General features: G+C 63.9%; 19 protein-coding genes. 10 read left to right on the top strand and 9 right to left on the bottom strand.

Features of this window, described 5'->3' with window-relative positions; genetic code table 11:
* Positions 1-230: 230 nt before the first annotated feature.
* Complete coding sequence (locus C1H84_RS10310) at positions 231-1,886, top strand: AMP-binding protein (RefSeq protein ID WP_113607350.1); 1,656 nt, start codon at positions 231-233, stop codon at positions 1,884-1,886.
* Positions 1,879-2,565, top strand: a complete 687-nt coding sequence (locus tag C1H84_RS10305; protein ID WP_113607349.1) for an enoyl-CoA hydratase/isomerase family protein — start codon at positions 1,879-1,881, stop codon at positions 2,563-2,565. Before C1H84_RS10310 ends, C1H84_RS10305 begins: the two co-directional genes overlap by 8 nt.
* A 236-nt stretch (positions 2,566-2,801) precedes the next feature.
* Here C1H84_RS10305 and C1H84_RS10300 read toward each other — a convergent pair whose 3' ends face one another.
* Positions 2,802-4,358 (bottom strand): FAD-dependent oxidoreductase, encoded by a 1,557-nt coding sequence (locus C1H84_RS10300; protein ID WP_113607348.1) that lies wholly within the window; start codon positions 4,356-4,358, stop codon positions 2,802-2,804.
* A gap of 254 nt (positions 4,359-4,612) precedes the next feature.
* Here C1H84_RS10300 and C1H84_RS10295 point away from each other — a divergent pair, with 254 nt between their 5' ends.
* Complete coding sequence (locus C1H84_RS10295) at positions 4,613-5,653, top strand: 3-ketosteroid-9-alpha-monooxygenase, oxygenase component (protein WP_146956020.1); 1,041 nt, start codon at positions 4,613-4,615, stop codon at positions 5,651-5,653.
* Positions 5,653-5,925 carry a ferredoxin gene (locus tag C1H84_RS10290; protein WP_113607346.1) on the top strand — a complete coding sequence of 91 codons (273 nt, stop codon included), beginning with the start codon at positions 5,653-5,655 and terminating at the stop codon, positions 5,923-5,925. Before C1H84_RS10295 ends, C1H84_RS10290 begins: the two co-directional genes overlap by 1 nt.
* A gap of 656 nt (positions 5,926-6,581) precedes the next feature.
* On the opposite strand, the gene C1H84_RS10285 is transcribed toward C1H84_RS10290, so the two are convergent.
* Complete coding sequence (locus C1H84_RS10285) at positions 6,582-7,631, bottom strand: ferredoxin--NADP reductase (protein WP_113607345.1); 1,050 nt, start codon at positions 7,629-7,631, stop codon at positions 6,582-6,584.
* Positions 7,628-8,530 carry an alpha/beta fold hydrolase gene (locus C1H84_RS10280; RefSeq protein ID WP_047120474.1) on the bottom strand — a complete coding sequence of 301 codons (903 nt, stop codon included), beginning with the start codon at positions 8,528-8,530 and terminating at the stop codon, positions 7,628-7,630. Before C1H84_RS10280 ends, C1H84_RS10285 begins: the two co-directional genes overlap by 4 nt.
* 233 nt (positions 8,531-8,763) lie before the next feature.
* On the opposite strand from C1H84_RS10280, the gene C1H84_RS10275 reads away from it, so the two are divergent.
* The 4 genes from C1H84_RS10275 (at position 8,764) to C1H84_RS10260 (ending at position 12,065) form a co-directional block, all read left to right on the top strand.
* On the top strand, positions 8,764-9,948 hold the full coding sequence (locus tag C1H84_RS10275) for an acyl-CoA dehydrogenase family protein (protein WP_113607344.1): 1,185 nt from the start codon (positions 8,764-8,766) through the stop codon (positions 9,946-9,948).
* Positions 9,949-9,978: 30 nt separating this feature from the next.
* The gene (locus tag C1H84_RS10270) at positions 9,979-10,209 is read left to right on the top strand and encodes a hypothetical protein (RefSeq protein ID WP_047120476.1); all 231 of its coding nucleotides are present in this window, start codon (positions 9,979-9,981) and stop codon (positions 10,207-10,209) included.
* A 65-nt stretch (positions 10,210-10,274) separates the two neighbouring features.
* A complete protein-coding gene (locus tag C1H84_RS10265; RefSeq protein ID WP_113607343.1) occupies positions 10,275-11,204 on the top strand; it encodes a VOC family protein in 930 nt (309 codons plus the stop codon).
* A gap of 126 nt (positions 11,205-11,330) precedes the next feature.
* Positions 11,331-12,065: an ankyrin repeat domain-containing protein gene (locus C1H84_RS10260; RefSeq protein WP_181728104.1), complete on the top strand. Its 735-nt coding sequence runs from the start codon at positions 11,331-11,333 to the stop codon at positions 12,063-12,065.
* An 18-nt stretch (positions 12,066-12,083) separates the two neighbouring features.
* On the opposite strand, the gene C1H84_RS10255 is transcribed toward C1H84_RS10260, so the two are convergent.
* Entirely contained in the window at positions 12,084-13,817 is a 1,734-nt protein-coding gene (locus C1H84_RS10255; protein ID WP_113607341.1) for a hypothetical protein, read from the bottom strand.
* Between the two features lie 584 nt (positions 13,818-14,401).
* Here C1H84_RS10255 and C1H84_RS10245 point away from each other — a divergent pair.
* The gene (locus C1H84_RS10245; protein ID WP_113607339.1) at positions 14,402-15,346 is read left to right on the top strand and encodes a restriction endonuclease; all 945 of its coding nucleotides are present in this window, start codon (positions 14,402-14,404) and stop codon (positions 15,344-15,346) included.
* Between the two features lie 361 nt (positions 15,347-15,707).
* Here the strand turns inward: C1H84_RS10245 and C1H84_RS10240 are convergent, their stop codons facing one another.
* The 5 genes from C1H84_RS10240 to C1H84_RS10220 form a co-directional block, all read right to left on the bottom strand.
* Positions 15,708-16,247: a hypothetical protein gene (locus C1H84_RS10240; protein ID WP_113607338.1), complete on the bottom strand. Its 540-nt coding sequence runs from the start codon at positions 16,245-16,247 to the stop codon at positions 15,708-15,710.
* Between the two features lie 255 nt (positions 16,248-16,502).
* Complete coding sequence (locus C1H84_RS10235; protein ID WP_053799164.1) at positions 16,503-17,336, bottom strand: bifunctional allantoicase/(S)-ureidoglycine aminohydrolase; 834 nt, start codon at positions 17,334-17,336, stop codon at positions 16,503-16,505.
* Between the two features lie 11 nt (positions 17,337-17,347).
* Positions 17,348-18,604, bottom strand: a complete 1,257-nt coding sequence (locus C1H84_RS10230; protein WP_113607337.1) for a DUF6986 family protein — start codon at positions 18,602-18,604, stop codon at positions 17,348-17,350.
* Entirely contained in the window at positions 18,601-20,232 is a 1,632-nt protein-coding gene (aceB, locus tag C1H84_RS10225) for a malate synthase A (RefSeq protein ID WP_047120481.1), read from the bottom strand. Before aceB ends, C1H84_RS10230 begins: the two co-directional genes overlap by 4 nt.
* Positions 20,233-20,312: 80 nt before the next feature.
* A complete protein-coding gene (locus C1H84_RS10220; protein WP_047120482.1) occupies positions 20,313-21,698 on the bottom strand; it encodes an NAD-dependent malic enzyme in 1,386 nt (461 codons plus the stop codon).
* A gap of 217 nt (positions 21,699-21,915) precedes the next feature.
* Between C1H84_RS10220 and C1H84_RS10215 the strand changes: the two genes are divergently transcribed.
* Positions 21,916-22,689 (top strand): IclR family transcriptional regulator, encoded by a 774-nt coding sequence (locus C1H84_RS10215; protein ID WP_047120483.1) that lies wholly within the window; start codon positions 21,916-21,918, stop codon positions 22,687-22,689.
* The last annotated feature ends 57 nt before the right edge of the window (positions 22,690-22,746 follow it).

Genomic DNA, 22,746 nt, shown 5'->3' with positions numbered 1-22,746 from the left:
CTGGATGAATCATCGGCCGGCATTGCTTGCACAGCCGGACCGCGGTTTGCCCGACTCCCGCCCACCGGGACAGCTCCCGCGTTGCATTCCCAACCTCAGTAGCCTCAAACTATTTCCCCCGCGCACGCCCCGACAGGCTTGCCCGGGGTGAAGTTCCAGCTGGATTACGCCAATACAGAGCGTCCCAACAGTTGAGGACGGTGCTGCGAAAAGACAAGGGAGCCACGTGCATGCAGAGCCATGAGCAACCGCAAACCATCCCCGCCCTGGTGGCCTACGCCGCCGAGCATTTCACCGACCGGGAAGCACTGGTCGACGGGCCGGTGCGCCTGAGCTTCGCCGAGCTGGCCGAGCAGGTCCGCCGGACCTCCGCGGCGCTGATCGCCAGCGGCGTGAAGCACGGGGACAAGGTCGCCATCTGGGCGCCGAACACCGCACGCTGGGTGATCGCCGCGCTCGCGGCCACCAGCGTGGGAGCGGCCATGGTTCCGCTGAACTCGCGCTACCGCGGCATCGAGGCGCACCAGATCCTCTCCCGGGCCGAGGCCCGGGTCCTGTTCGTGGCCGAAGGCTTCCTGGACACCTCCTACACCCGGCTGCTCGTCGAGGGCGCCGCACAGCTCGGCTACACCGACGAGGCCCACGTGGTCCCGGGCCTGCCGAAACTGAAAACCCTTGTCAGCCTGCCAGCTGGGGAGTCCGGCGCCCCGGTGGACACCGCGGTGCTCCCGCTGTCCGGCTGGGACGACTTCCTGGCGGCCGGCCTCGGCGCGGACCCGGCCCTGGTGGCCGAACGCGCCGCGCAGGTTACCGCGGAGGACATCGCGGATGTCATCTTCACCTCCGGCACCACCGGGCGCAGCAAGGGCGTCATTTCCGCGCACCGCCAGTCCCTGGGCGTCAGCTACGCCTGGGCCGACCACGCGCAGATCACCGAAGAGGACCGCTACCTGGTGGTCAGCCCGTTCTCCCACACCTTCGGCTACAAGGTCGGCATCCTGGTCTGCCTGGCCACCGGCGCGGCCATCTACCCCATGGCGACCTTCGACCTGGATGAAACGGTCCGGCTGCTGCGCGAGGAGAAGATCAGCGTGATCCCCGGCGCCCCGACCATCCACCAGTCGATCCTCGACCACCCGAACTTCCCTGCCGCCGAGGAAACCAACTGGCGCCTGGCCGTGCTCGGCTCCGCCATGGTCCCGGACCGGCTGCTTGAGCGCCTGCGCACCGAGGCCAGGGTCCAGCAGCTGACCACCGCCTACGGGCTGAGCGAGGCCGTGGTGGTCACCATGTGCCGTCCGGGCGACAGCGCGCACACCGTCACCAGCACCGCAGGCCGGCCCACCGCCGGCTTCGAGGTGCGTGTCGTGGACACCGCCGGACGCAACGTCCCGGCGGGCACCGCCGGCGAAGTCCTGGTCCGCGGCGAGAACGTCATGCTCGGCTACCTGGACGACCCGGAAGCCACCGCCAAGGCCATCGACGCCGATGGCTGGCTGCACACCGGGGACATGGGCAAGCTCAACGAGGACGGCTACCTGAGCATCGTGGACCGCATCAAGGACATGTTCACCGTAGGCGGGTTCAACGTCTACCCGGCCGAGGTGGAGAACACCATCGGATCGCTGGACGGGGTCTCCGCCTGCGCAGTGCTCCCCCAGCCCGACGACCGCATGGGCGAGGTCGCGCACGCGGTGGTCGAGGTGCTGCCGGGCTCGCAGCTCACCGAGCAGGACGTGATCACCCACTGCCGCAAATGGCTGGCCAACTACAAGGTGCCGCGCACCGTGGAAATCACCGCCCAGCTGCCGCGCAACGCGGCCGGTAAGATCCTCAAGCGCAACATCCGCCCGCTCGCACCCACCTCGGCAGGCGCCAATGCCTAGCCTGCGACTTGAATCAAGCACCGCGATCCTGGACCTGGGCGGGGGCGAGAACCGCCAATCCCTGGCCTGGCTGCAGGAGGTCAACGACCTGCTGGACCAGGTGCTCGCCGGCGAAGCCACCGCCCTGGTCACCATCGGTTCGGGCAAGTTCTACTCCAACGGGCTGGACGTGGCCGAGGCCGACGGCCCGGTGGAACTGGACCCGGACTACGTGCGCGAGCTGCAGGCGGTGTACGCAAGGTTCCTGACCTTGCCGATGCCCACGGCGGCGGCCGTCAACGGCCACGCCTTCGGCGGCGGCGCGCTGCTGGCCATGGCCCACGACTACCGGCTGATGCGCACCGAACGCGGGTTCTTCTGCTTCCCGGAGGTGAACATCGGCATCGCCTTCACCGAAGGCATGGCGGCCCTGGTGCAGTCCAAGCTCAGCGCGGTCCAGGCCCGCGACGCCATGCTCACGGGGCGGCGCTTCGACGGGGATCAGGCGGCCGCGGCCGGGCTGGTCGACGAGGCCGTCCCGGTGGAACAGCTCGTCGAGCGCGCCGTGCAGCTGGTTTCCGAGAACACGCCGCAGCACCCGGACACCCTGGGCGCCGTCAAGGAGATCATGTACGCGGACGCCGTGAAGGCCCTGGCGCTGCCGCACCGGCCAGCTGGGGCACTGGCCGGCTCCCGCTAGGGACAGACGCCGCCAAACCATAAGAAGCACCACCCAGCCGGGGCCGCCTCCATCATGGATGCGGCCCGGGCTGCGTTGCGCTGTGAAAAACCCGGCAACGGCGCACGCAGGGCGCAGAACGCAGAGAACTGAGAACAGAGAACAGAGAACAGAGAACAGCAAAATAGCCGAAGCCGGCTGGCGCACCTTGCGGTGCGCCAGCCGGCTTCGGCTTGTGGACTTCCCGGCGGGCGGTCCTAGACGGACTGCGCCTGGGCCGGTGCCTTCAGGGTCTGGGCAGCGCGGTAGGCGAAGACCATGCCCGAACCCAGCGGGGTGCCCGGACCCGGGTAGAAGCCGCCGGAGAAGGACGCGCTGGTGTTGCCCACCGCATACAGGCCCTCGATGGCGGTGCCGTCCTCGCGCAGCACGCGGGCGTCCACGTCGGTACGCAGGCCGCCCTTGGTGCCCAGGTCGCTGAGCACCATGCGGGCGGCGTAGAACGGCGCCTGGTCCACAGGGATCAGGGTCGGGCCCGGACCGTATTCAGGATCCGCGAAGAACTGGTCGTACGGGTTCTCGCCGCGGTGGAAGTCCTCGTCCACGCCGGTGACGGTGAAGCCGTTGAAGCGCTCGATGCTTGCCTGCAGCGCGTCGGCCGGCAGGCCGGTGGCGGCAGCCAGCTCTTCCAGGGTGTCGGCCTTGACCCAGGTGCCGGCGTCCAGGTGCTCCTGCGGGGAGGTGTTGAACGGACGCATGATGCCCGGCATCTGGCCGCCGAAGCGCGAGTCGAAGATGAACCAGGACGGGATGCGCTCAGGCGCGGCGGCCAGCACGCGGCCCATCTGGTCGTAGGGCAGGCACTCGTTGGCGAAACGCTTTCCGTTGGCATCCAGCCACACGCCGCCGCGGAAGCCCAGCGCGAAGGCCGCGTTGCCCTTTGGCTGTGCGGCGCCCGGGCACCACCAAGCCTGGTGCAGCTGCTCCACCGCGCCGCCGGCCTTCTGGCCGGCGCGGATGGCGGTGCCGATGTTGGCGCCGGCCGGAGCCATGGTCCAGCCCGAGTTGCCCGGGGTGCCGTTCACGGTACGCAGGTCCTGGTTGGCTTCGAAGCCGCCGGCGCCCAGGATGACGCCTTCGGTGGCGTGGATGCGGCGGATGCCCTCGGCGTCCTTGACGATCGCGCCGGTCACGCGGCCGTCCTCGGTGACAAGGTCCACCAGCTCGGTTTCCAGCTGGATGGTGCCGTTGCCGGTGTTGGTCAGTGCCAGCAGCAGGCGGCCGATGAGAGCCTGGCCTGCGGTCAACGGTCCCTCCGGGTGCGGCTGGTTGTAGCGGTCGTATTCGACCAGCGGACGCACCAGGTCGGCCAGCTCACCGATTTCCTCGCGCGGCAGGTCCACCGGCATCATGGAGCGGCCCAGCGGCTTGCTCTCATGGGCGTTGAAGTAGTCCGGGAATGCGGTCCAGTAGAACTCGATGGCCGGATCCGATTCGAAGAACTCGACCAACTCCGGGGCGGTATCCACGAAGGCCTCGCGGCGCTCCACCTCGTGGTCACCCATGACGGCCTTCAGGTAGGCTTTGGCCGACTCGCTGGAGTCCTCGACGTCGGCGCGCTGCTGCACCTGCGTTCCGGGCAGCCAGCAGGAAGCACCGGAGTAGGCCGAAGCGCCGCCCAGAAGGTTGGTCTTTTCCACGAGCAGGGTCTTCAGACCGCGCCGGGCCGAGCTGTAGGCGCCAGCCAGGGCCGCAGCGCCGGAACCGACGACTACGACCTCGTATTCGTCGTCCCAAGCCTGGTTGTTGGACATAGTTTCTCCTTTGTCGTCCACATGGGTGTGAGCGCTACCCAATCAGACTCGGCATGGTGCCCGGACGCCGCATCCCACCCAGTAGGACAATTCGGAACAAACCCGCTTCGAGGGTTTCTGTGACGTCCCGCACACCGGGATTCACCGTTTCCAAAACGGAAATTTATGGCTAGATATAGATTTACGCCTTCTTCCGGGATCGGTCTCCGGAAAGAGCGTCTCCAGGTCAGGTGTGACGAAGGAATGGGATGCACATGGTTCGGGTCGATCCGCAGCCGCTTGGCGATCAGTCGCCCCACGCTGATCCCGCGCGCTACGCACGAGGCTGGCACTGCCTTGGCCTGTCCCACAGATTCCGCGACGGCGGCGTGCACCGCCTCGCCGCCTTCGGCGTGACGCTGCAGGTTCAGGCAGATGGCCAGGACCAGTTGACCGCCCGGCTTGAGGCCGGACACTCCCCGCAGGACCTCTCCTGCCTCGAGCAGGACGGCCTGTTCTATGTGTGGCACGACCCGCAGGGCAATCCGCCGCCGCAGGATCTGACAATCCCCCGGCTGCGCAGCGGCACCGGCGCGGAAGACGACGAGGACCTTGAATGGTCGGCTTGGGCGTGGAAGGAAACCACGCTCGCCGCCAGCACCGGCCAGGTCATGGAGCACGTAGTGCATCTGGCCGATTCGCCCCACGTCACCGAAAGCGAGCAGCTGTACTTCAAGAATGTTTTCGAAGGACAGCTGGCCACGCAGTACTTCGAGGGGCCGCTGCACCACAGCTATCAGCTGCAGGATCCGGGGCAGAATGCTGCGGCTATCCAGCTGGCGGACTCGGTGGCCGGCTACTACGGGCCGGCCGTCATGATCGCGCAGCTGGACTACGTGATGGAAGACCGCAATCTCGACGCCATCGTGCTCACCGCGCACTACCCCATCGACGAGCAGCACCTGGTGCTGATGACCGGGGTCATGGTCCGCACCGAGCAGCCCCCGGCCCCGGAACTGAAGACCGCCGCCGCCGGGCACGCCACGCAGATCCTGCGCTCGATCACCGGGGCCGTGCGCGCGCAGCTGGACGACGCGGCCGCAACGGGCTGCAGGGCCGCATGCGGGGCCAGTAGCCCCGTCGCGGCGCTGCACCGCTGGTACTCCCAGTTCTTCGTCGACGAGCAGGACGTTTCCCCGCAGATGACCGAGCGCTTCGAGTACGAGGTGGACACCACCATGCCGATGGACCTGTGGACCAGGTCCTCGGCCCGCAACCTGATCCTCCGCCGAGTCAACGGAAAGCAGCTGGCGTAATGTCGAACCGCGAGCAAGAACTAGACACCGCAATGCAGCAGGTGCGCTGCATCGAATGCCTGGCCAAGGTGCAGGTGCGTAAGAGCGCGTGGGAGCAGACCAGCGTCCAGTGGACCGACGAGGCGCTGGACCTGTGCCGCGAGCGCCCCGCCCGCGCTACGGGCAACCTGCCGCGCGACCAGTTCGTGGGCTGCGAGACCCTGCGCGCGGCGGTGCGCGATGAGACGGTGCAGGGCAACCTCAAGCTCGCAGATCGGGCCGCGGCTTCCTGACCGGGCCCAGCTGCTGCGGTTGCCCGGGGATTGCCCCGGCCTGCCCCTGCGGGCTCGCTGTAACCCGAAGTCACACCAACAGCCCCAGTGCCGCCTTCTGCCTGGCGACGGGTCACGGTTCCCTCCCCTGGTGAGCCACTGCGCCGGAGTGGAGCGCTGCCCTCCTGCCACCAGTTCCGTATTCTCCGACGTGAAGAACCCTTCGGTCGCCTGCGGATGGATTCCCACCGGGAGTGGCGCCATCACGTAGGAGAGCCCCGGCTGCGCTGCAGCGCCTAACCGCGGCCAGACCAGGCCAAGCAGCTCGGCTGTTTCCCGGGCCGAGAGGGTGGAATCCAAGAATTGGGCGCGAGCGACGCCATTCTTTGCAGATGCCCGCGCAACGTCGAGTTTTATGCCGCGAAGCCCCTCATCCCGAACTTTCCGCTCCTCACAGGCAAATCCTGCGGTGTCGATGCGATCCCCGAGGGTCCCGGCATCATCACGAATCTTCTTTTCGAGCGCATACAGCACGTGGGGCATCGAGGTCATTGGAACCCTCTCCTTGCATGCACTGCACAACAGCGGGGAATGTTGCGGGAATCCCGATAGAAGAATTTCAGCCAAAAACAGCAGATGCCCCGCCATTGGCGGGGCATCTGCTGGTGGTTCTAGCCTTAGTAGGTGATCTTCACCTTCGGGCTCAGCGCCTTGGCCTGGCAGGCCAGGATCAGGCCCTCTTCCAGGTCCTGCGGTTCGAGCACCTCGTTGCGCTCCATCTCCACTTCGCCTTCCAGCACGATGCAGGTGCAAGCGCTGCAGGCGCCCTCGCGGCAGGAGAACGGCGCATCGATTCCCGCGTTCAGCAGGACGTCGAGCAGCTTGTTGCCGGCAGGCCAGGCAACGTTGCTGGTCTTGCCGTCCAGTTCCACCTCGACCTGCGCGGTTTCACCGTCGGCGTCCACCACCAGCGGGTCCACCGGGGCGAACGGGTTCGCCTCCAGCGAGTTGAAGCGCTCGATGTGGATGCGCTCCGGGGCGGCGCCCAGGTTCTGCAGCACTGTCTCGATGCAGTCCATGAACGGGCCGGGGCCGCAGATGAACGCTTCGCGCTGCGCGTAGGGCTTGGCCAGCGCGGTCATCGAGGCGAGGTCAGGGATGCCCTGGACGCTCTCCAGCCAGTGGATCACGTGCAGGCGGCCCGAGTAGGCCTTGGTCAGCGCGACCAGCTCGTCCTTGAAGATCACGTTCTGCTCGTCGCGGTTTGCGTAGATCAGGGTGATCGACCCGGTGCCGGCGATCAGCGCGGACTTCAGGATGGAGAGCACCGGGGTCACGCCGCTGCCTGCAGCGAACAGCAGGAAGTCGGTGTCCAGGGAGGACGGGACGAAGGTTCCGGCAGGCTTGAGCACCTCAAGCACGTGGCCGGCTTCCACGTTGTCACAGATCCAGTTCGAGGCGTACCCGTCGCGAGTGCGCTTGATGGTGACCTTCAGGCGTTCGTCCTGCTCCGGGGAGCTGCACAGCGAATAGCAGCGCGCGGCGTCCTGGTCGCGGTCGCTGGGGATGCGCAGGGTCAGGAACTGGCCCGGGCGGTAGCGGAAGCTGTCGGCCTGCTCGGCCGCAGGCTCCAGCACCAGGGTGTGGGCGTCGTGGGTTTCCTTGATGACCTCGACGACGCGGGTTTGCAGCGCGGTGATCCGCGGGGTGCTGACGATGCTGGTCATGACGTGCTCTCCTCACGGTTCAGGAATTCAACGACAACGCTTTCGAAGGCGGCCTTCTGCTCGATCATGGCCCAGTGCCCGCACTTCGGGAACACGTGCAGTTCCACGTCCGGGATGGTGCGCATCGGGATCAGCGAGGCGTCCATCGGGGTGACGCGGTCATCGCGGCCCCACAGGATCAAGGTCTTGGCCTTGACCTTGTGCAGCATGGACCATGCCGGCGGATCATCGGATTCGGCCTGGGCGGCGATCTGCGCCTTCATGGCGGCGGAGCTGTACATGCGGCGCGCGCTTTCCAGGGTCTTCGGCTCGGTGGCCAGGGCCCAGCGCTTCTCGATCAGTTCCTCGGTGACGGTTTCCTCGTCGAACACCATGGAGCGCAGCCACTGGATCAGCCGCTCGCGGGTCGGGTCCTCGGTGAAGGCGATCAGCAGGTTGATTCCCTCGGCGGGGAACGGCGCGAAGGCATTCAGGCCCAGGCCGCCCACGGTCACCAGGCGGCGCACGCGCTCGGGGTGGCTCATGGAGAACAGGGTGCCGACCATGCCGCCCATGGAGTTGCCGATGATGTCGACCTTGTCCAGGCCCAGCCCGTCCAGCAGGTCGATGACCGCCTGGCTGGCCGCCGGCATGGGGTGCTTGTCGGTGGGGTCACTGACGCCGAAGCCCGGGAATTCAATCACGTAGCAGTGGAAGTGCTCGGCGAAGGCCGGCAGCACGTCGCCGAAGTTCTGCCATCCGCTGACGCCCGGTCCCGATCCATGCAGGAACACCAGGGGGCGGCCCTGGCCGGCTTCCCAGTAGCGCAGCGTTCCCTGCTCGGTGGGCAGTTCACGCAGGATTGCGTCGGCGCCGGCTGCAGGCGATCCGCCCGGCGCATTGCGAAGTTCCGTAGTCATCTGATTGGCTCCTCGATCTGCGGATACAAATTGGTCTTTGGTGAACCTTATTGCGGTGGAGCGAGCCAAAACAGGGCGGATCCCGATGACCGGGATGCCGCATTCCAGCCCGGGAAATCGAGTCGAAATCGACAATCCCGATGGCTGAGACATAGGTCACGTTAAGCCGATTCTTTGCCTAGATTTTAGCCAGCAGCAAAGTTTGACGAGCTTGATTAGGAAGCGAGAATTCCATGACGATTACCACCGTGAGCGACGTCCTCACCACCCGTGCCGATGAGCTGCGCGCATTGGCCTCCGTCAACGAAGAACTGGGCAAGCTCAGCGACGAGACCGTGCAGATCATGCGCGAGTCCGGCGTCATGAAGCTGCTGGCTCCGGTGGAGTACGGGGGAACCCGCGCCCACCCTGTGGAATTCGCCGAAACCGTCATGAAGCTCGCAAGCCTGGACGGCTCCGCCGGCTGGGTTGCCGGCGTGGTCGGCGTGCACCCGTGGGAACTGGAACTCATGTCCCCGAAGCTGCAGGAAGAAATCTGGGGCGAAAGCGACGAAGTCTGGGTCTCCTCGCCATATGCACCGATGGGCACCGCGACCCCAGTCGAGGGCGGCTACCGCTTCTCCGGCCACTGGCAGTTCTCCACCGGCACCGACCACTCGGACTGGGTCATCCTGGGGGCCTTCCTGGGCGACTCCGAGGGCAAGCCGGTCCAGCCGCCCCGCTTCCTGCACGTGGTGGTTCCGCGCAAGGACTACACCATTATCGATGACTCCTGGAATGTCGTGGGCCTGAAGGGCACCGGCAGCAAGGACGTCGTCATCGATGACGTCTTCGTTCCCGAGTACCGCGCCCTCGACCAAGCCGAGCTGTTCGCGGGCGAAGTGGCCCGCAAAGCGGGCAAGACCGAGCCGATCCACCGCCTGCCGTTCTACAGCATCTTCCCGGTAGGTCTGACCTCCGCCGTCATCGGCATCGCCGAGGGCGCGCTGCAGGCCCACATGGACTACCAGCGCGAGCGTGTGCAGATCAACGGCTTCAAGTCCGTCGAGGATCCGTACACCATGTACGCGGTCAGCGAGGCGGCCGGCGAGATCAGCGCTTCCCGAGACACCCTGCTGGCCAGCATCAACCGCCTGTACGACACCGTGGCAGCCGGCGGCGAGATCAGCTTGGAGCAGCGTGCCGTCGCCCGCCGCACCCAGATCCAGGCTGCATGGCGCGCCACCAATGCGATTGACATGATCCTCTCCCGCTCGGGTGGCAACGGCCTGCGCCTGAACAACCCGGTGCAGCGCTTCTGGCGCGACGCCCATATGGGCCTGGCCCACGCGATTCACGTCCCAGGCCCCAGCTACCACGGAGCAATCCTTACAGAGATCGGTGTGGAACCGGCGGCCAACCTGGTCTGGGCAGTCTAGCCATACAGCCCGCAAGCGAAAGGAGACGCAATGGCACGCAAAGCCAGCTGGAGCCAGTTCTCGGGCAAACACGTGGAACTGCGCAAAGATGGACAGTTGGTCCGTACAGGTTTCGTCAAGGATGTTCTTGACTCGGACGAAGCGCTTTGGTTGGAAGCGGAACGCTTCCAGCAGCGCATTCTGATTGATAAGAGCATGGGATTCACCATTCGCCCGATTGCCGACCCGCCAATGAACTTAAGGTTGCCCGCGGCAGTCTAGGACCAGATCACCAAGAGCACCGGGCGACGCCCGGGAACTCACTAGATACAAACAAGGAACAGACAATGACTCACATCCGTGGACTTGGATACCTGAAAGTTCAGACCCAGCACATTGCCCGCTGGCGCGAACTGACCGTCGAAGCCCTGGGCTTCGCAGAAACCGTCGGCCCGAACCCTGACGGCCTGTACCTGCGCATGGACGAGCGCGAAGCCCGCCTGATCGTGCTCCCGGGCGACGTAGACCAGGTTGTCGCAGTGGGCTGGGAAGTCCGCGACCAGTTCGCCCTGGCCGCCGTGGCCAAGGACGTCGAGGCCGCAGGCATCGCGGTGACCTGGCTGACCGAAGAGGAAAACGACGAGCGCGGCCTGGAGCAGGTCATCACGTTCACCGATCCAGCCGGCCACCCGGTGGAGATCTTCTTCGGCCCGCGCATGGACCACACCCCGCTGATCACCGGCTACGCGCAGAAGTTCATCACCGGCGCGCAGGGCATGGGCCACGTCGTGCTGCCGACCACCAAGATGGAGGAAACCACCTCCTTCTACACCGAGGTGCTCGGCTTCCTGCCGCGCGGCGCCGTCCGCCTGGGCCCGCAGCGCCCTGCAACCCGCTTCCGCTTCTACGGCTGCAACCAGCGCCACCACTCGCTGGCCATGGGACCGGCCCCGCACGGCGAGGCTCCGGGCCTGGTGCACCTGATGGTGGAGGTCGAGGACCTGGACACCGTGGGCCGCGCCTACGACAAGGTGCGCCAGATGGACTTCAACATCACCGCATCGCTGGGCCGCCACACCAACGACCACATGGTTTCCTTCTACGTCCGCGCACCGGGCGGCTGGGACATCGAGTACGGCACCGACGGCATGCTCGTCGACGAGTCCTACTACACCTCCGAGGAAATCACCGCCGAGAGCTACTGGGGCCACTCGCATGAGGGCGCCGAACCGCTGGCAGCCTTCGAGCCGCCGGCAGCAGTCGCCGCGGCGAACTAATCGCAGACGCGCATGACGCTCCCCGGAGCCGGGCTGGAAACAGCCAGGCCTCGGGGAGCGTCTTTTTGTCCAGAAAGACACGTAGGGCTGATGCGGCGCACCGCTGACTGCTGGCAAGCTGGAAGCATGACCGAAATCAGGCTCCGCCGCTCCGCGTGGCACGCCTTGCTGCCCTCGCTGGCGCTGGGTGCGGTGCTATTGCTCGGTTCTTGTACCCCCGCCGCGACCCCTCCGCCTGCCGACAGCGGGCAGGGGTCCGCGGGTGCCCACGACCAGACGGCCGCACTTCAGACAGCGGTGGATTCCGGAAACCTGGCGGCGGCGCAGGCGGCCATCGCTTCCGGAGCGGATGCCAACGCACGCTTCGCGGACCAGACGCCGTTGCTCGTGCGCGCGGTGAAAAACGAGGATACCTCGATGGCTGCGGTACTAGTCAAAGCCGGCGCGGACGTGAACGCCAAGGATCCCATTCAGGATTCGGCCTTCCTCTATGCGGGAGCCGAGGGCCTGGACGAGATCCTCGAGCTCGCCATCGCGCACGGGGCCGACGTCGCCTGCACCAACCGCTACGGCGGCACCGCGCTGATTCCCGCCGCGGAACACGGCCATACAGAAACCATCAAGATCCTGCTGGAAGCCGGTGTTCCCGTGGACCACATCAACAACCTGGGCTGGACCGCCCTGCACGAGGCCATCGTGCTCGGCGACGGCGGCCCGCGACAGGTCGAGGCGGTGCGTTTGCTGCTGGCTGGCGGTGCGGATCCCGGCATCCCGGATGACAACGGGGTTTCGCCACGTGATTTGGCAAAACAGCGGGGGTATGAGGACATGGTGAAAGCCCTCGACGAATACCTGCCGTAGTCCGGCGCTTGGCTTCCGTTAGCGTTGGAGGATCTTCGAATTCTGGCGGGAACGTTTCATCTCCTGTTGAAACGCCCGGTGTCGTGGAAACCTGGAAACGAGCATCGTTGCGAAGTGTTCAGCTCCGCTCTGGTCCGAAGTCAAATAGCCGACTTCCAAACGGCTAGTGATCAGATTTGCGGCCGACGCATAGAGTGGGCGATTCCGGCCGCCGACAACCTGTACTACGCTCCGTTCAATCAATGACTCGGCTGCTCGAATTCGCGCCGCACGCTGCTCTTCGGAGAGCTGTTCAACTTTAATTCTCTCCATAAGAATCGCGGCAAGCGACATATCGTTATTACGATCTAATTTTGCTACCTCACTCGAAGAATCGAAAAAATCAGTGCTTTGAAGGTTCCAAAGAAAAGAATCAATTTGGTCAATTCCAGTCCACAACTGTGCCAGCCAGCTGCCTGTAGTGGGAAGTACACTCGGTTTCTCCAGTACGGAAAGCAACAAGAATGGCAGGAGAATTTTCTGTCCAGCTTCAATATTTCGTCCAGCACCCGGAATTGCCTCGACAACATTTATAGCTTCTTCCACCTGACCCGCGAGGATCAGCAATGCTAAGTACGTTGCAGGCGAAATTTCAGTCGCACGCCTTTCTGAACGGAAGAAGTCGATCTCATTGCGCATGCTTTGCGCCGGATTCGTACGCTTTGCTTCTTCCGTATGGAGAATTACTAAGCGGCATAGATTCGGATCCGATCTGAAGGCCTCTCGCCTGGCCATCAGCCGTTGGCTTTGGTCGCAACTGCTCAAGGTCGCCAGAATATCGGCGATTTCGGCCCTGGTCCTTCCGGGTTCGGCGAGGATGTCCAATGCTTCACGCGCGGTTGCAACGGCCACTTCGTCCTTCCCCAATGACTGCACCAACACGACCCAATCTCGGTATAGCTCTGCCTGTGCAACTCTTGCATTCCGGGCAAGTTCGGCCAATGAGTCCAGTCCGCCGCTGAACAAGGTTGCTTCAACTAACAGCTTGCGAACGCGACTATTAGGGCGTTCCTGCATTCGCGCTTGCAGCTCGTTGATCCAACGAGGCAAGAAGGTATCCATATCCACAAGATCAGACTCACGGCATCGGTCAACATCTTGCAGAGTTATCGCATCTTCGAAGTCCGTGTTTTCAAACCATGCATGGGCAACTTCTGAAGCGCGTGTGTTTTCTGGCGTCAGTTCGTAGACGCACCTCAGATATTGTGTCCGGTTGATGGCAAGGTCTAGATCGAGCATGTCCGCAGCACACAATGGCCCGCTGAATATTCCAATCTCGCCATCCAGATCGAGGATTGCGAAAAGTCGTTCATAGGCTTCCTTCGCTTTGTCCAGTTCACCGGTACTGAACAGCTCGCTAGTCATGCTGAACAGGTCAGTCAATTCCTCCGCCCAAGATTCATCGCCGAAGGACCGCTCATCGTAGATATCTTCATCCCATCCGAAGCCGTCGAAGTACTCCCCCTGTTCGAGTCGGCTATGTAGCCCGGCGATGTCTTCGAGTAAATTTCCAGATGCTATTCGTGACGCTAGAGGCTGATACCCCAGCGATCCGGAAGCATGGGCAAATACCTCGGCAAAGCCATTTCGTTGGGACGCCTCCATCTTCTGCGCATAGTCCAATATTCCTTGACGCAGGTCACCGATGGAAAGCTGGAACAAATCTCGCGTCAGCCCATCCAGGAACTTCTGCTGTTCGGGATCTTCAAGCATCGAATACTCGCTTAACTGGTCGTGGATATGCTGAACGGACCTGCCCAGCCTATCTGTTGGTCTGGCATCCCCGAGCGGAACGAAATGGCGGTATAGGTACCGAGTTTTTCACACGCTATGGGTTCCTGCTGGACCAAAATAACGATCGAAATCATAATCATCACGAGACAGGGGAAGCAGATTGGCCGTGTCCGGAATCTTTTACCGAGGACTCCTCGGACAATGATCGAGGACGCCGCGCCTACCACACACCATTTTTCCTCAAGCGACTTCATGACATTCGCAGAGCTGCCAGTTGCAAGGCACTGGGAGCTACAGCCAGATTGGTTGTTGCACCCACTTTCGATTCTCAAAACCACAGTAGACTCCGTGAAGCTACTACTACCGCTCGCGGTACGGAATGCCAAGATTCGTATGGCATGAGACAATTAAAGATTGTCAATGCGACTGAGGAAACCGAACGAAAGTTTGCGAACCTCGTTGCCAAAATTGAATACCACAAATCGAGCTATTTCTTCGGGATCAGTGGACTCGATAACTTCGTCCTGGCTTTGCAGGAATGCATTTTCAAAGGAGAACAATAGATGACGACAAGCAGCGAAGCTCCAACAACGGAGGCTTTCGAATCAGAAGTTCCGATTTGGCCTGTCTTCGTGCGCCACGTTCTGTCTGTGTTGTCTGATGGAAGTACTCTGCACCGTCGTGACCTCGTCAGCAGAGCCATCGACTCCGCTCAACTCTCGAATTCAGCACGAGAAGAAACGCTGAATTCAGGCGGCCTACGATCAGAGCAACGTCTTGGATGGGCGATTAGCAATCTGTTCAAGGCTGGATGGATAGAGCGACCTGTCCGGGCGAATTATCGGATTACTGAAGCTGGCAAAAAATGGTTCGGCGATCATCCCGACGGCATTTCCAGCTTCGCCGTTGCCCAACGGACCTTTGCTGCGTACTGGCCACAGGCCCAAAAAGACTCCGCTCCAGCCGAAACTGAGGGCCCGGATAAGGAGTCCACTGATCCGATCGAACTAATCGAAGAGGGAATCAATCGCATTTCATCCGACGTCGGCGATGCTCTGCTAATACGCCTACGAGACAGCCACCCTGAATTTTTCGAGGAAGCAGTCGTCAAACTACTACTTGCGATGGGCTACGGAGGAGCGGAACAACGCGGCCGGAGAATTGGTGGCACGGGTGACGGTGGAGTGGATGGAGTCATTGACCAGGACGCACTTGGTCTTGACCAAATCTATGTGCAGGCCAAACGCTACGCCGAAGGTAAGTCGATCAGCCGGGAAACAATTCAAGCTTTCATTGGCGCACTTCACGGATTCGGCGCCAGCCGGGGCGTGTTCATCACGACCAGCCATTTCACCCAGCATGCCCGCGAATACGCAGCAGCCATTCAAAATCGTATCGTCCTCATCGACGGTAAGCGGCTAGTATCACTCATGATCAAGTACCGCGTGGGGGTTCAGGTGAAGCAAAGCTACGATGTGGTAGACATCGATGAGGATTTCTTCGAGTAGACCACATATCCGGTCAGATATTGTGGCTTTCTACAGAAACAAATAGTCAAAGAGCCCAAAGTGTCGTAGCTGACATTTTGGGCTCTTCAACTTCTCGGCAATATTAACCGTACGGATGCGGACAGCAGTGCCGGATGAATTTCAACAGCTAAGTAGCGTCTTTGGATGATTAGAGGTTGGTTAGGTACCGTCTAAAATCCAGCTTTCGTGCCGGCCAGATTAAGCGCTTCTTGCCGGGCCGAAGAAGGCTACTCTCATGAAAAGTTCTCTGACCCATTTGCCATGCTCCCTTCACGCCCGAACGGCAGGGGTTGTGTCGACGAGTAGTGATCAAGCTAAGCGATGCATCGGCAGCTCGTCATCACGAATTTGCTTCGCGCTCCTGCTGGATTTTCTCCACCGTGCCGATCGCATCCGGCGCGAAGGCATAGAGCTTGCCGCCGCTCTGGCTGACCCAGAACCGTCCGCACAAATCTGTGGTGCGGGATTGGGTTTCCTCCGGCCACCATTCGGCGTCCAAGGTCCGCGTTGTTGAGATCTCTTCGGGGTCCATTCGCTTGACACGCTCGTCGGAGGCGTAGGCGGCGGCAAGTTCCTCGGCGCTCGGAGCGCCCGTGGTTTTCACCGGAATGCAGGATTTCTTCGGCAGCTCCCCGTCATAGTCCATGACGAAAATGCGTTCACTGCCGGTGTTGCGCTGGATTAATTCCACAGCGGTTCCGCCGGCGGGAACCCAGCCCGGCAGGATGCCCTCCTTGACTGCTTGTTCCGAGGTGGCAGCACTGCGGGTGGTCGATTCATCGAGACGGTCTTGGGCCAGTTCCCCTACATCGCAGCCGGTCAGCGCCGCAGCCAGCGGCAGGGCCAGAAGTCCGGCAATCACAAACTTTTTCTTGAGCATGAATCAACCCTATGAAGACTCGATGTTTCGAACATCGGCGCCAAGTACCAACTGTTCCGGGTGGCTGTCCTACCCTGGGTGGACAGCGCCGCCGTCCGCGACGGAAAAACCGGGGCCAGCACCCTGCGACAACCCGTACTCCGATTCACCATGCCCGAGCAAAAGAAACATCACTGGAACATGAGGTGGACGTGGTGCGCCGACGAGCGGCGGGTTCTCGCGGGTGCTGGCCCCGGCGGTCTGAAAAGCTATCGATTACAAGGTGATCTGGCGGTTCTGGTCCTTGTACAGCAGGTAGCGGAAGTTGCTCGGTCCGCCGGCGTAGCAAGCCTGCGGGCAGAAGGCGCGCAGCGCCATGTAGTCGCCGGCTTCGACCTCGACCCAGTCGTCGTTCAGGCGGTAGACTGCCTTGCCCTCCAGCACGTACAGGCCGTGCTCCATGACGTGGGTTTCGGCGAACGGGATGGATGCACCCGGCTCGAAGGTCACGATGTTCACGCCGAAGTCGTAGGCCAGGTCCTGCGGATCCAGCATGCGGGTGGTGCGCCACTTGCCGTCGGTGTCCGGCATGTGGCCCGGCTCGATGTCCTTCTCGTTGCCGACCACTGCCTTCGGTGCCGGCACGTAGTCCAGCGCCTCGTAGCGCTTGCGGATCCAGTGGAAGGTCACGATCTCGGACTCGTTGTTCTTCAGCGACCAGACGGCGTTCGGCGGAACGAAGGCGAAGCCGCCCTCGTCCAGCACATGCTCTTCGCCGTCGAGGGTCAGGGTCAGCGCGCCGCCGACCACGAACAGGAAGCTGGAGACCCCTGCCTGAGGTTCCGGCTTGGCGGCGCCGCCGCCCGGGGCGATCTCGACGATCACCTGGGAGAAGGTGGTGGGGCCGCCGGCGACCGGGCGGTTCAGCACCCAGGCGCGGGTGTCGGTGAACTCCGGGAACACGCTGGTGACGATGTCGCGCAGCACACCCTTGGGGATCACGGTGTAGGCCTCGGTGACGATCGCGCGGTCGGTCAGCAGGTCGGTCTGCGGCGGGTGGCCGCCGTAGGTGTTGTAGTACGCGCTCTTGACCTGGGCTGGAACGGTCATGGGAAAATCTCCTAGTTTGCGTGGGAGCGATTCAGCGCGATCGCTTCCAGTTCGGCAAGTGTAATTTGGGCAAGATCGGTGACTTCCTGGGCGGTCACCGCGCCGCAGGCCACGCCGCGGTGGATGTAGCGCGCCAGGGCACGGGCGGTGGCGGGCTCGTCCATGATGGCCGATTCGATCTTGTGCACGTAGTTGCGCAGCCGGGTGCCGGCAGCTTCCAGCCCTTCGCGGAAGAAGGCGAAGGTGGCCAGGTAGCGGGTCACCAGGTGGTTTTCGTGCATGTCCCAGCCCTGGTAGATGCCGCGGGTGAGGTGGCGGTTGACCAGGCGGGCGTGCAGCGCCCAGGCGGCGGCGATGTTCTCCGGGTCGCCGGCCGGGATGATGTTGGTGGAGCCGTCGGACAGTTCCACGCCGGTGCCGGCCACGGCGACCTGCATGACGTCCTTGGCGAAGTCGGCCGCCGGGTGTTCCATGGACTGGTAGCCGGCGGCCACCCCCAGCGAGGCCGAGTAGTCGTAGGTGCCGTAGTGCAGGGAGGAAACGCGTCCCTGGCCGGCGTGGATCAGGGCGGCGACCGGGTGGCTGCCGTCCGCGGCGATGATCACCTGCGGGGTCTCGACCTGGACCTCGAAGCGGATGCGCCCGGCTTCCAGGCCGTGCGCTTCCTCCAGCTTTTCGGCCAGGAAGACCATGGCTTCGACCTGGTCCACGGTGGTGACCTTGGGCAGCGTCAGGCGCAGCCCCTCGGGAAGGGGGCCGTTGGCGAGAAGCCGCGAGATGAACAGGTCCAGGGTGCGGATGCCGCGGGCCCGGGTGGGGGCCTCGAAGCACTTGAAGCGGATGCCGATGTAGGCCGGGGCCTTGCCGGCGGCTACGGCGGCGGATACCGAGTCGGCGGCGGCCAAGGCCGCTGCATCCTCCTCGGCATCCGGCCGGTTGCCGTAGCCGTCTTCAAAGTCCAGACGCAGGTCTTCGATGGGTTCGCTTGCCAGCTTCGCGGCCACCAGGTCGCCCAGGCGCGCAGGTTCGGCCAGGTTCAGCTTGGCGGCCAGCTTGGCCAGCCCCGCGGCGTTGCCGGCGGCGGCCAGGGCGTTGGAGCCCCAGGCCTCCGGCAGGCCGATGGTGAACTTGTCCCCCGGCACGTACACGGTGTGCACGGGCTGGCGGACGCCGGTATCCCCCGGGTAGGCGGATTCCAGCAGCTGGTCGGTAGCGGCCAGCTTGGCTTCTACCGCGGCGAGCGTTGACTCATCGAAGACGTTGCTCATGGCTTGGTCACGTATTCCTTTTCCAGTAGTTCGTAGGCGCCGGTGGTGAGGAAGTCTGCGAAGTCCTCGTCGCGTCCGGAGACCAGGGTGCCGATCAGCGTGGCGGCCGGCTCGTAGTACTTCGCGAAGCGCTCGGCGTCGTTGACCTCCCCGCGCAGCTTCTCTACCTCTTCGTCCAGGATGCTTGCCACCAGTTCGGCGGTGATGGTGTTGCCGGTGTCGGCGGCCACGACCTTGTTGCGGATCTGCTGCCAGATCTGCGAGCGGGAGATTTCCGCGGTGGCGGCGTCCTCCATCAGGTTGTGGATTGCCACGGCGCCGTTGCCCGAGAGCCACACGGCGGTGTAGGCCACTGCCACGTAGAGGTTCAGGCGCACGCCGGCCTCGGTGACCGAGCCCGGGGCGCTGGCGATGTCCAGCAGCTGCTCCGCGGTGACCTCGACCTCCGGACGCTGCTTGTCCAGCTGGTTCGGCTTGCTCCCCAGCACGGAGTCGAAGACCTCCATGCAGGTGCCGACCAGGTCCGGGTGGGCAACCCAAGAGCCGTCGAAGCCGTCGTTCGCTTCGCGGGTCTTGTCCGCGCGCACCTTCTCGAAGGCCGCGGCGGTGACTTCAGGTTCGCGGCGGTTCGGGATGAAGGCCGCCATGCCGCCCATGGCGAAGGCGCCGCGCTTGTGGCAGGTCTTGACCAGCAGTTCGGTGTAGGCGCGCATCATCGGCGCGGTCATCGAGACATCCGCGCGGTCGGGCATGATGAACGCGTCGCCGGCTTCGCGGAAGGTCTTGATGATGGAGAACAGGTAGTCCCAGCGCCCGGCGTTCAGGCCCGAAACGTGGTCGCGCAGCTCGTAGAGGAACTCGTCCATCTGGAAGGCGGCAGGGATGGTCTCGATGAGCATGGTGGCGCGCACCGTGCCGTACTCGATGCCCAGTTCGGCCTGCGCGAAGGTGAAGACCTCGTTCCACAGGCGCACCTCCAGGTAGTGCTCCATCTTCGGCAGGTAGTAGAACGGTCCCTGGCCGGATTCGGCGAGCACCTTCGCGTTGTGGAAGAAGTGCAGGCCGAAGTCGACCAGCGCGCCGACGCCCGGCTTGCCATCGATCAGCACGTTGTTCTCCGGCAGGTGCCAGCCGCGCGGGCGGACCACCACGGTGGCCAGCGGCGCATCGGTGCGCAGTGCGTAGGACTTTCCGGTCTTCTCATCGGTGAAGGCCAGCTTGCCGCGGGCGGCGTCCGACAGGTTCTTCACCGCGTCGATAACGTTGTTCCAGCTCGGGGTGGAGGCGTCCTCGAGGTCCGCCAGCCACACCTTGGCGCCGGAGTTCAGTGCGTTGATTGCCATCTTGGCGGGGGTGGCCGGGCCGGTGATCTCCACGCGGCGGTCCTGCAGCGCTGCAGGCGCCTCGGCGACCTTCCAGTCGCCGTTGCGGACCTCTTCGGTGGCCGGGTCGAAGTCGATGGCCTTGGCATCGGAGAACTGCTTGCGGCGCACGTCGCGGGCGGCCAGCAGCTCGTTGCGGGTTCCGGCGAACTTCTGGTGCAGCTTCTCGATGAATGCCAGCGCGTCATCCGAGAGGATGTCTGCCGCGCCGTCGAACTCCGGAATGCGGGATAGTGAAATGCTCATGTGGGTTGCTCCTTAACCTCTGTGCTCTGTTCCAGTGATGCGGCCCGAAAGGGCCAGGGGTGACTAGCCCCGGGTTGTGGTTAGTCCTTTGCCGCGGCGAGTTCCACCGCGACGGCCACGTCGGTGGCGACCTGCGGGTCGAACACCGAAGGGATGATGAAGCCGGGGTTCAGCTCATCGTCGGTTACCCGGGCGGAAATCGCGTCTGCGGCGGCCAGCAGCATCTCATCGGTGATGTCTGCGACGCCGGCATCCAGCAGGCCGCGGAAGAAGCCCGGGAAGGCCAGGACGTTGTTGATCTGGTTCGGGAAGTCACTGCGTCCGGTGGCGACCACCGCCGCGTGACGACCTGCAACCTCCGGATCCACCTCTGGATCCGGGTTGGCCATGGCGAAGACGATCGCTCGCTCGTTCATTGCGGCGATGTCGGCTTCGTCCAGGACATTCGGGGCGGAGACGCCGATGAAGACGTCGGCGTTGACCACGGCTTCCTTCAGCGATCCGGAGAAATTCTCGGGGTTGGTGTTCTGCGCCAGCCACACGCGGTGCTCGTCGGAGTACTGCTCGTCGCGGGTGATCGCGCCGTTGCGGCCGCAGGCGATGATGTTCTTCGCTCCGCGGGCCGCCAGCAGCTGGATGATGGCGTTGCCTGCGGCGCCCACGCCGGAGACCACGATGCGCACGTCCTCGATCTTCTTCTCGACGACCTTCAGCGCGTTGGCCAGGGCGGCCAGGGTGACGATGGCGGTGCCGTGCTGGTCGTCGTGGAAGACCGGGATGTCCAGTTCCTCGCGCAGCCGGGCTTCGATCTCGAAGCAGCGCGGGGCGGCGATGTCTTCAAGGTTCACGCCGCCGTAGACCGGGGCCAGCGCCTTGACGATCTTGACGATTTCGTCGGTGTCCTGGGTGTCCAGGCAGACCGGCCAGGCGTCGACGTCGGCGAACTGCTTGAACAACGCGGCCTTGCCTTCCATGACCGGAAGGGCCGCCGCCGGGCCGATGTTGCCCAGTCCCAGCACGGCGGAGCCGTCGGTGACCACGGCGATGGTGTTGCGCTTGACCGTCAGGTTGCGGGCATCGGCGGGGTTCTCCGCGATGGCCATGCAGACGCGGGCCACACCCGGGGTGTAGGCGCGGGAGAGGTCGTCGCGGTTGCGCAGGGCGACCTTCGGGACGACTTCGAGCTTGCCGCCAAGGTGCATCAGGAAGGTGCGGTCCGAGACGTTGCGGACGTTGACGCCGTCCAGCCCGTTGAGCGCGTCGCGGACCTTCTCGCCGTGGGCGACATCCATGGTGTTGCACGAAACGTCGACCACCATGTGGGTGTGGTGCGATTCGGTCACGTCGAGGGCGGTGATGTGGGCACCAGCCGAGCCAACCGCTGCAGCCAGTTCGCTGGTCGCGGTAATCGACGCTGGGGTCTCTACGCGAAGCGTCAATGAATATCCCGGGCTAGGTGCTGCCATGAGGTCCTCCTGTAAAAGTTTCCGTATAGTGGATACTAATATCCTCAAAATGAAAACGCAAGGCCATTTTGTGCAGTATGACACAACTTTTCACACTAATTTTTCTCGCATCATGGAATCTCTGTTCATCATGGGGCTATTCTTAGAGAAAAGATTTCGCATCGCAGAAGTTAAGTGCCGACAACTTCCACGATTCAGAGGCACCGAGGAGTCGTATATGACGCAGACAACCAGCAAGTCGACCACCGGCGGCGTCCAGTCCGTCGAGCGCGCCTTTGAATTGCTCGAAGTCATCGCCCGAGCCGGCGGCGAAGCCGCGCTGAGCGAATTGGCCGCCGACACCCCGCTGCCGCTGCCGACCATCCACCGCTTGCTGCGCACGCTCGTGGGCGTGGGCTATGTGCGCCAGCTGCCCAACCGCCGCTACTCGCTGGGCCCTCGCCTGATCCGCTTGGGCGAGGTCGCCAATCGCCAGCTGGGCGCCTTGGCCTCGCCGGTGCTCAAGGAATTGGTCGCCAAGCTGGGCGAATCAGCGAATATTGCCGTGCTGGACGGCGACATGGTCACCTATATCGCCCAGGTGCAGTCCCCGCACTCAATGCGCATGATCACCGAGGTGGGACGCCGCGCCATGCTGCATAACTCTGGCGTCGGCAAGGCGGTGCTCTCGGTGCTGGACGACGAGCGCGTCCAGCGCCTCGTGGCCCAGGCCGGCATGCCGCCGAAGACCGCCAACACCATCACGACCCTGGGCAAGCTGTTCACCGATGTGGAGGCGACCCGCGAGCGCGGCTACGCCATCGACGAGGAAGAGCAGGAGCTGGGCGTGCGTTGCATCGCCGTCCCGGTGCCCGGAGCGCCAACTCCGATGGCCATCTCGGTCTCCGGCCCCGTCACCCGCGTCGACGAGGCATTCATGCAGCATGCGGTCCCGGAACTGCAGGAAGCCGCGCGCGAGCTCGGCCGCCAACTGGTGGCCGCCGCCGACTAGCCATTCAAGCCCTGCTGCCCCGGGCCGCCGGCATGTCATCATGCGGCGCCCGGGCAG

This window comes from Glutamicibacter soli (genome assembly GCF_003309065.1).
Taxonomy (GTDB): domain Bacteria; phylum Actinomycetota; class Actinomycetes; order Actinomycetales; family Micrococcaceae; genus Glutamicibacter; species Glutamicibacter soli.
The sequence above is the reverse complement of the archived record's forward strand: the minus strand, read 5'-3'. Positions and strand labels throughout refer to the sequence as shown.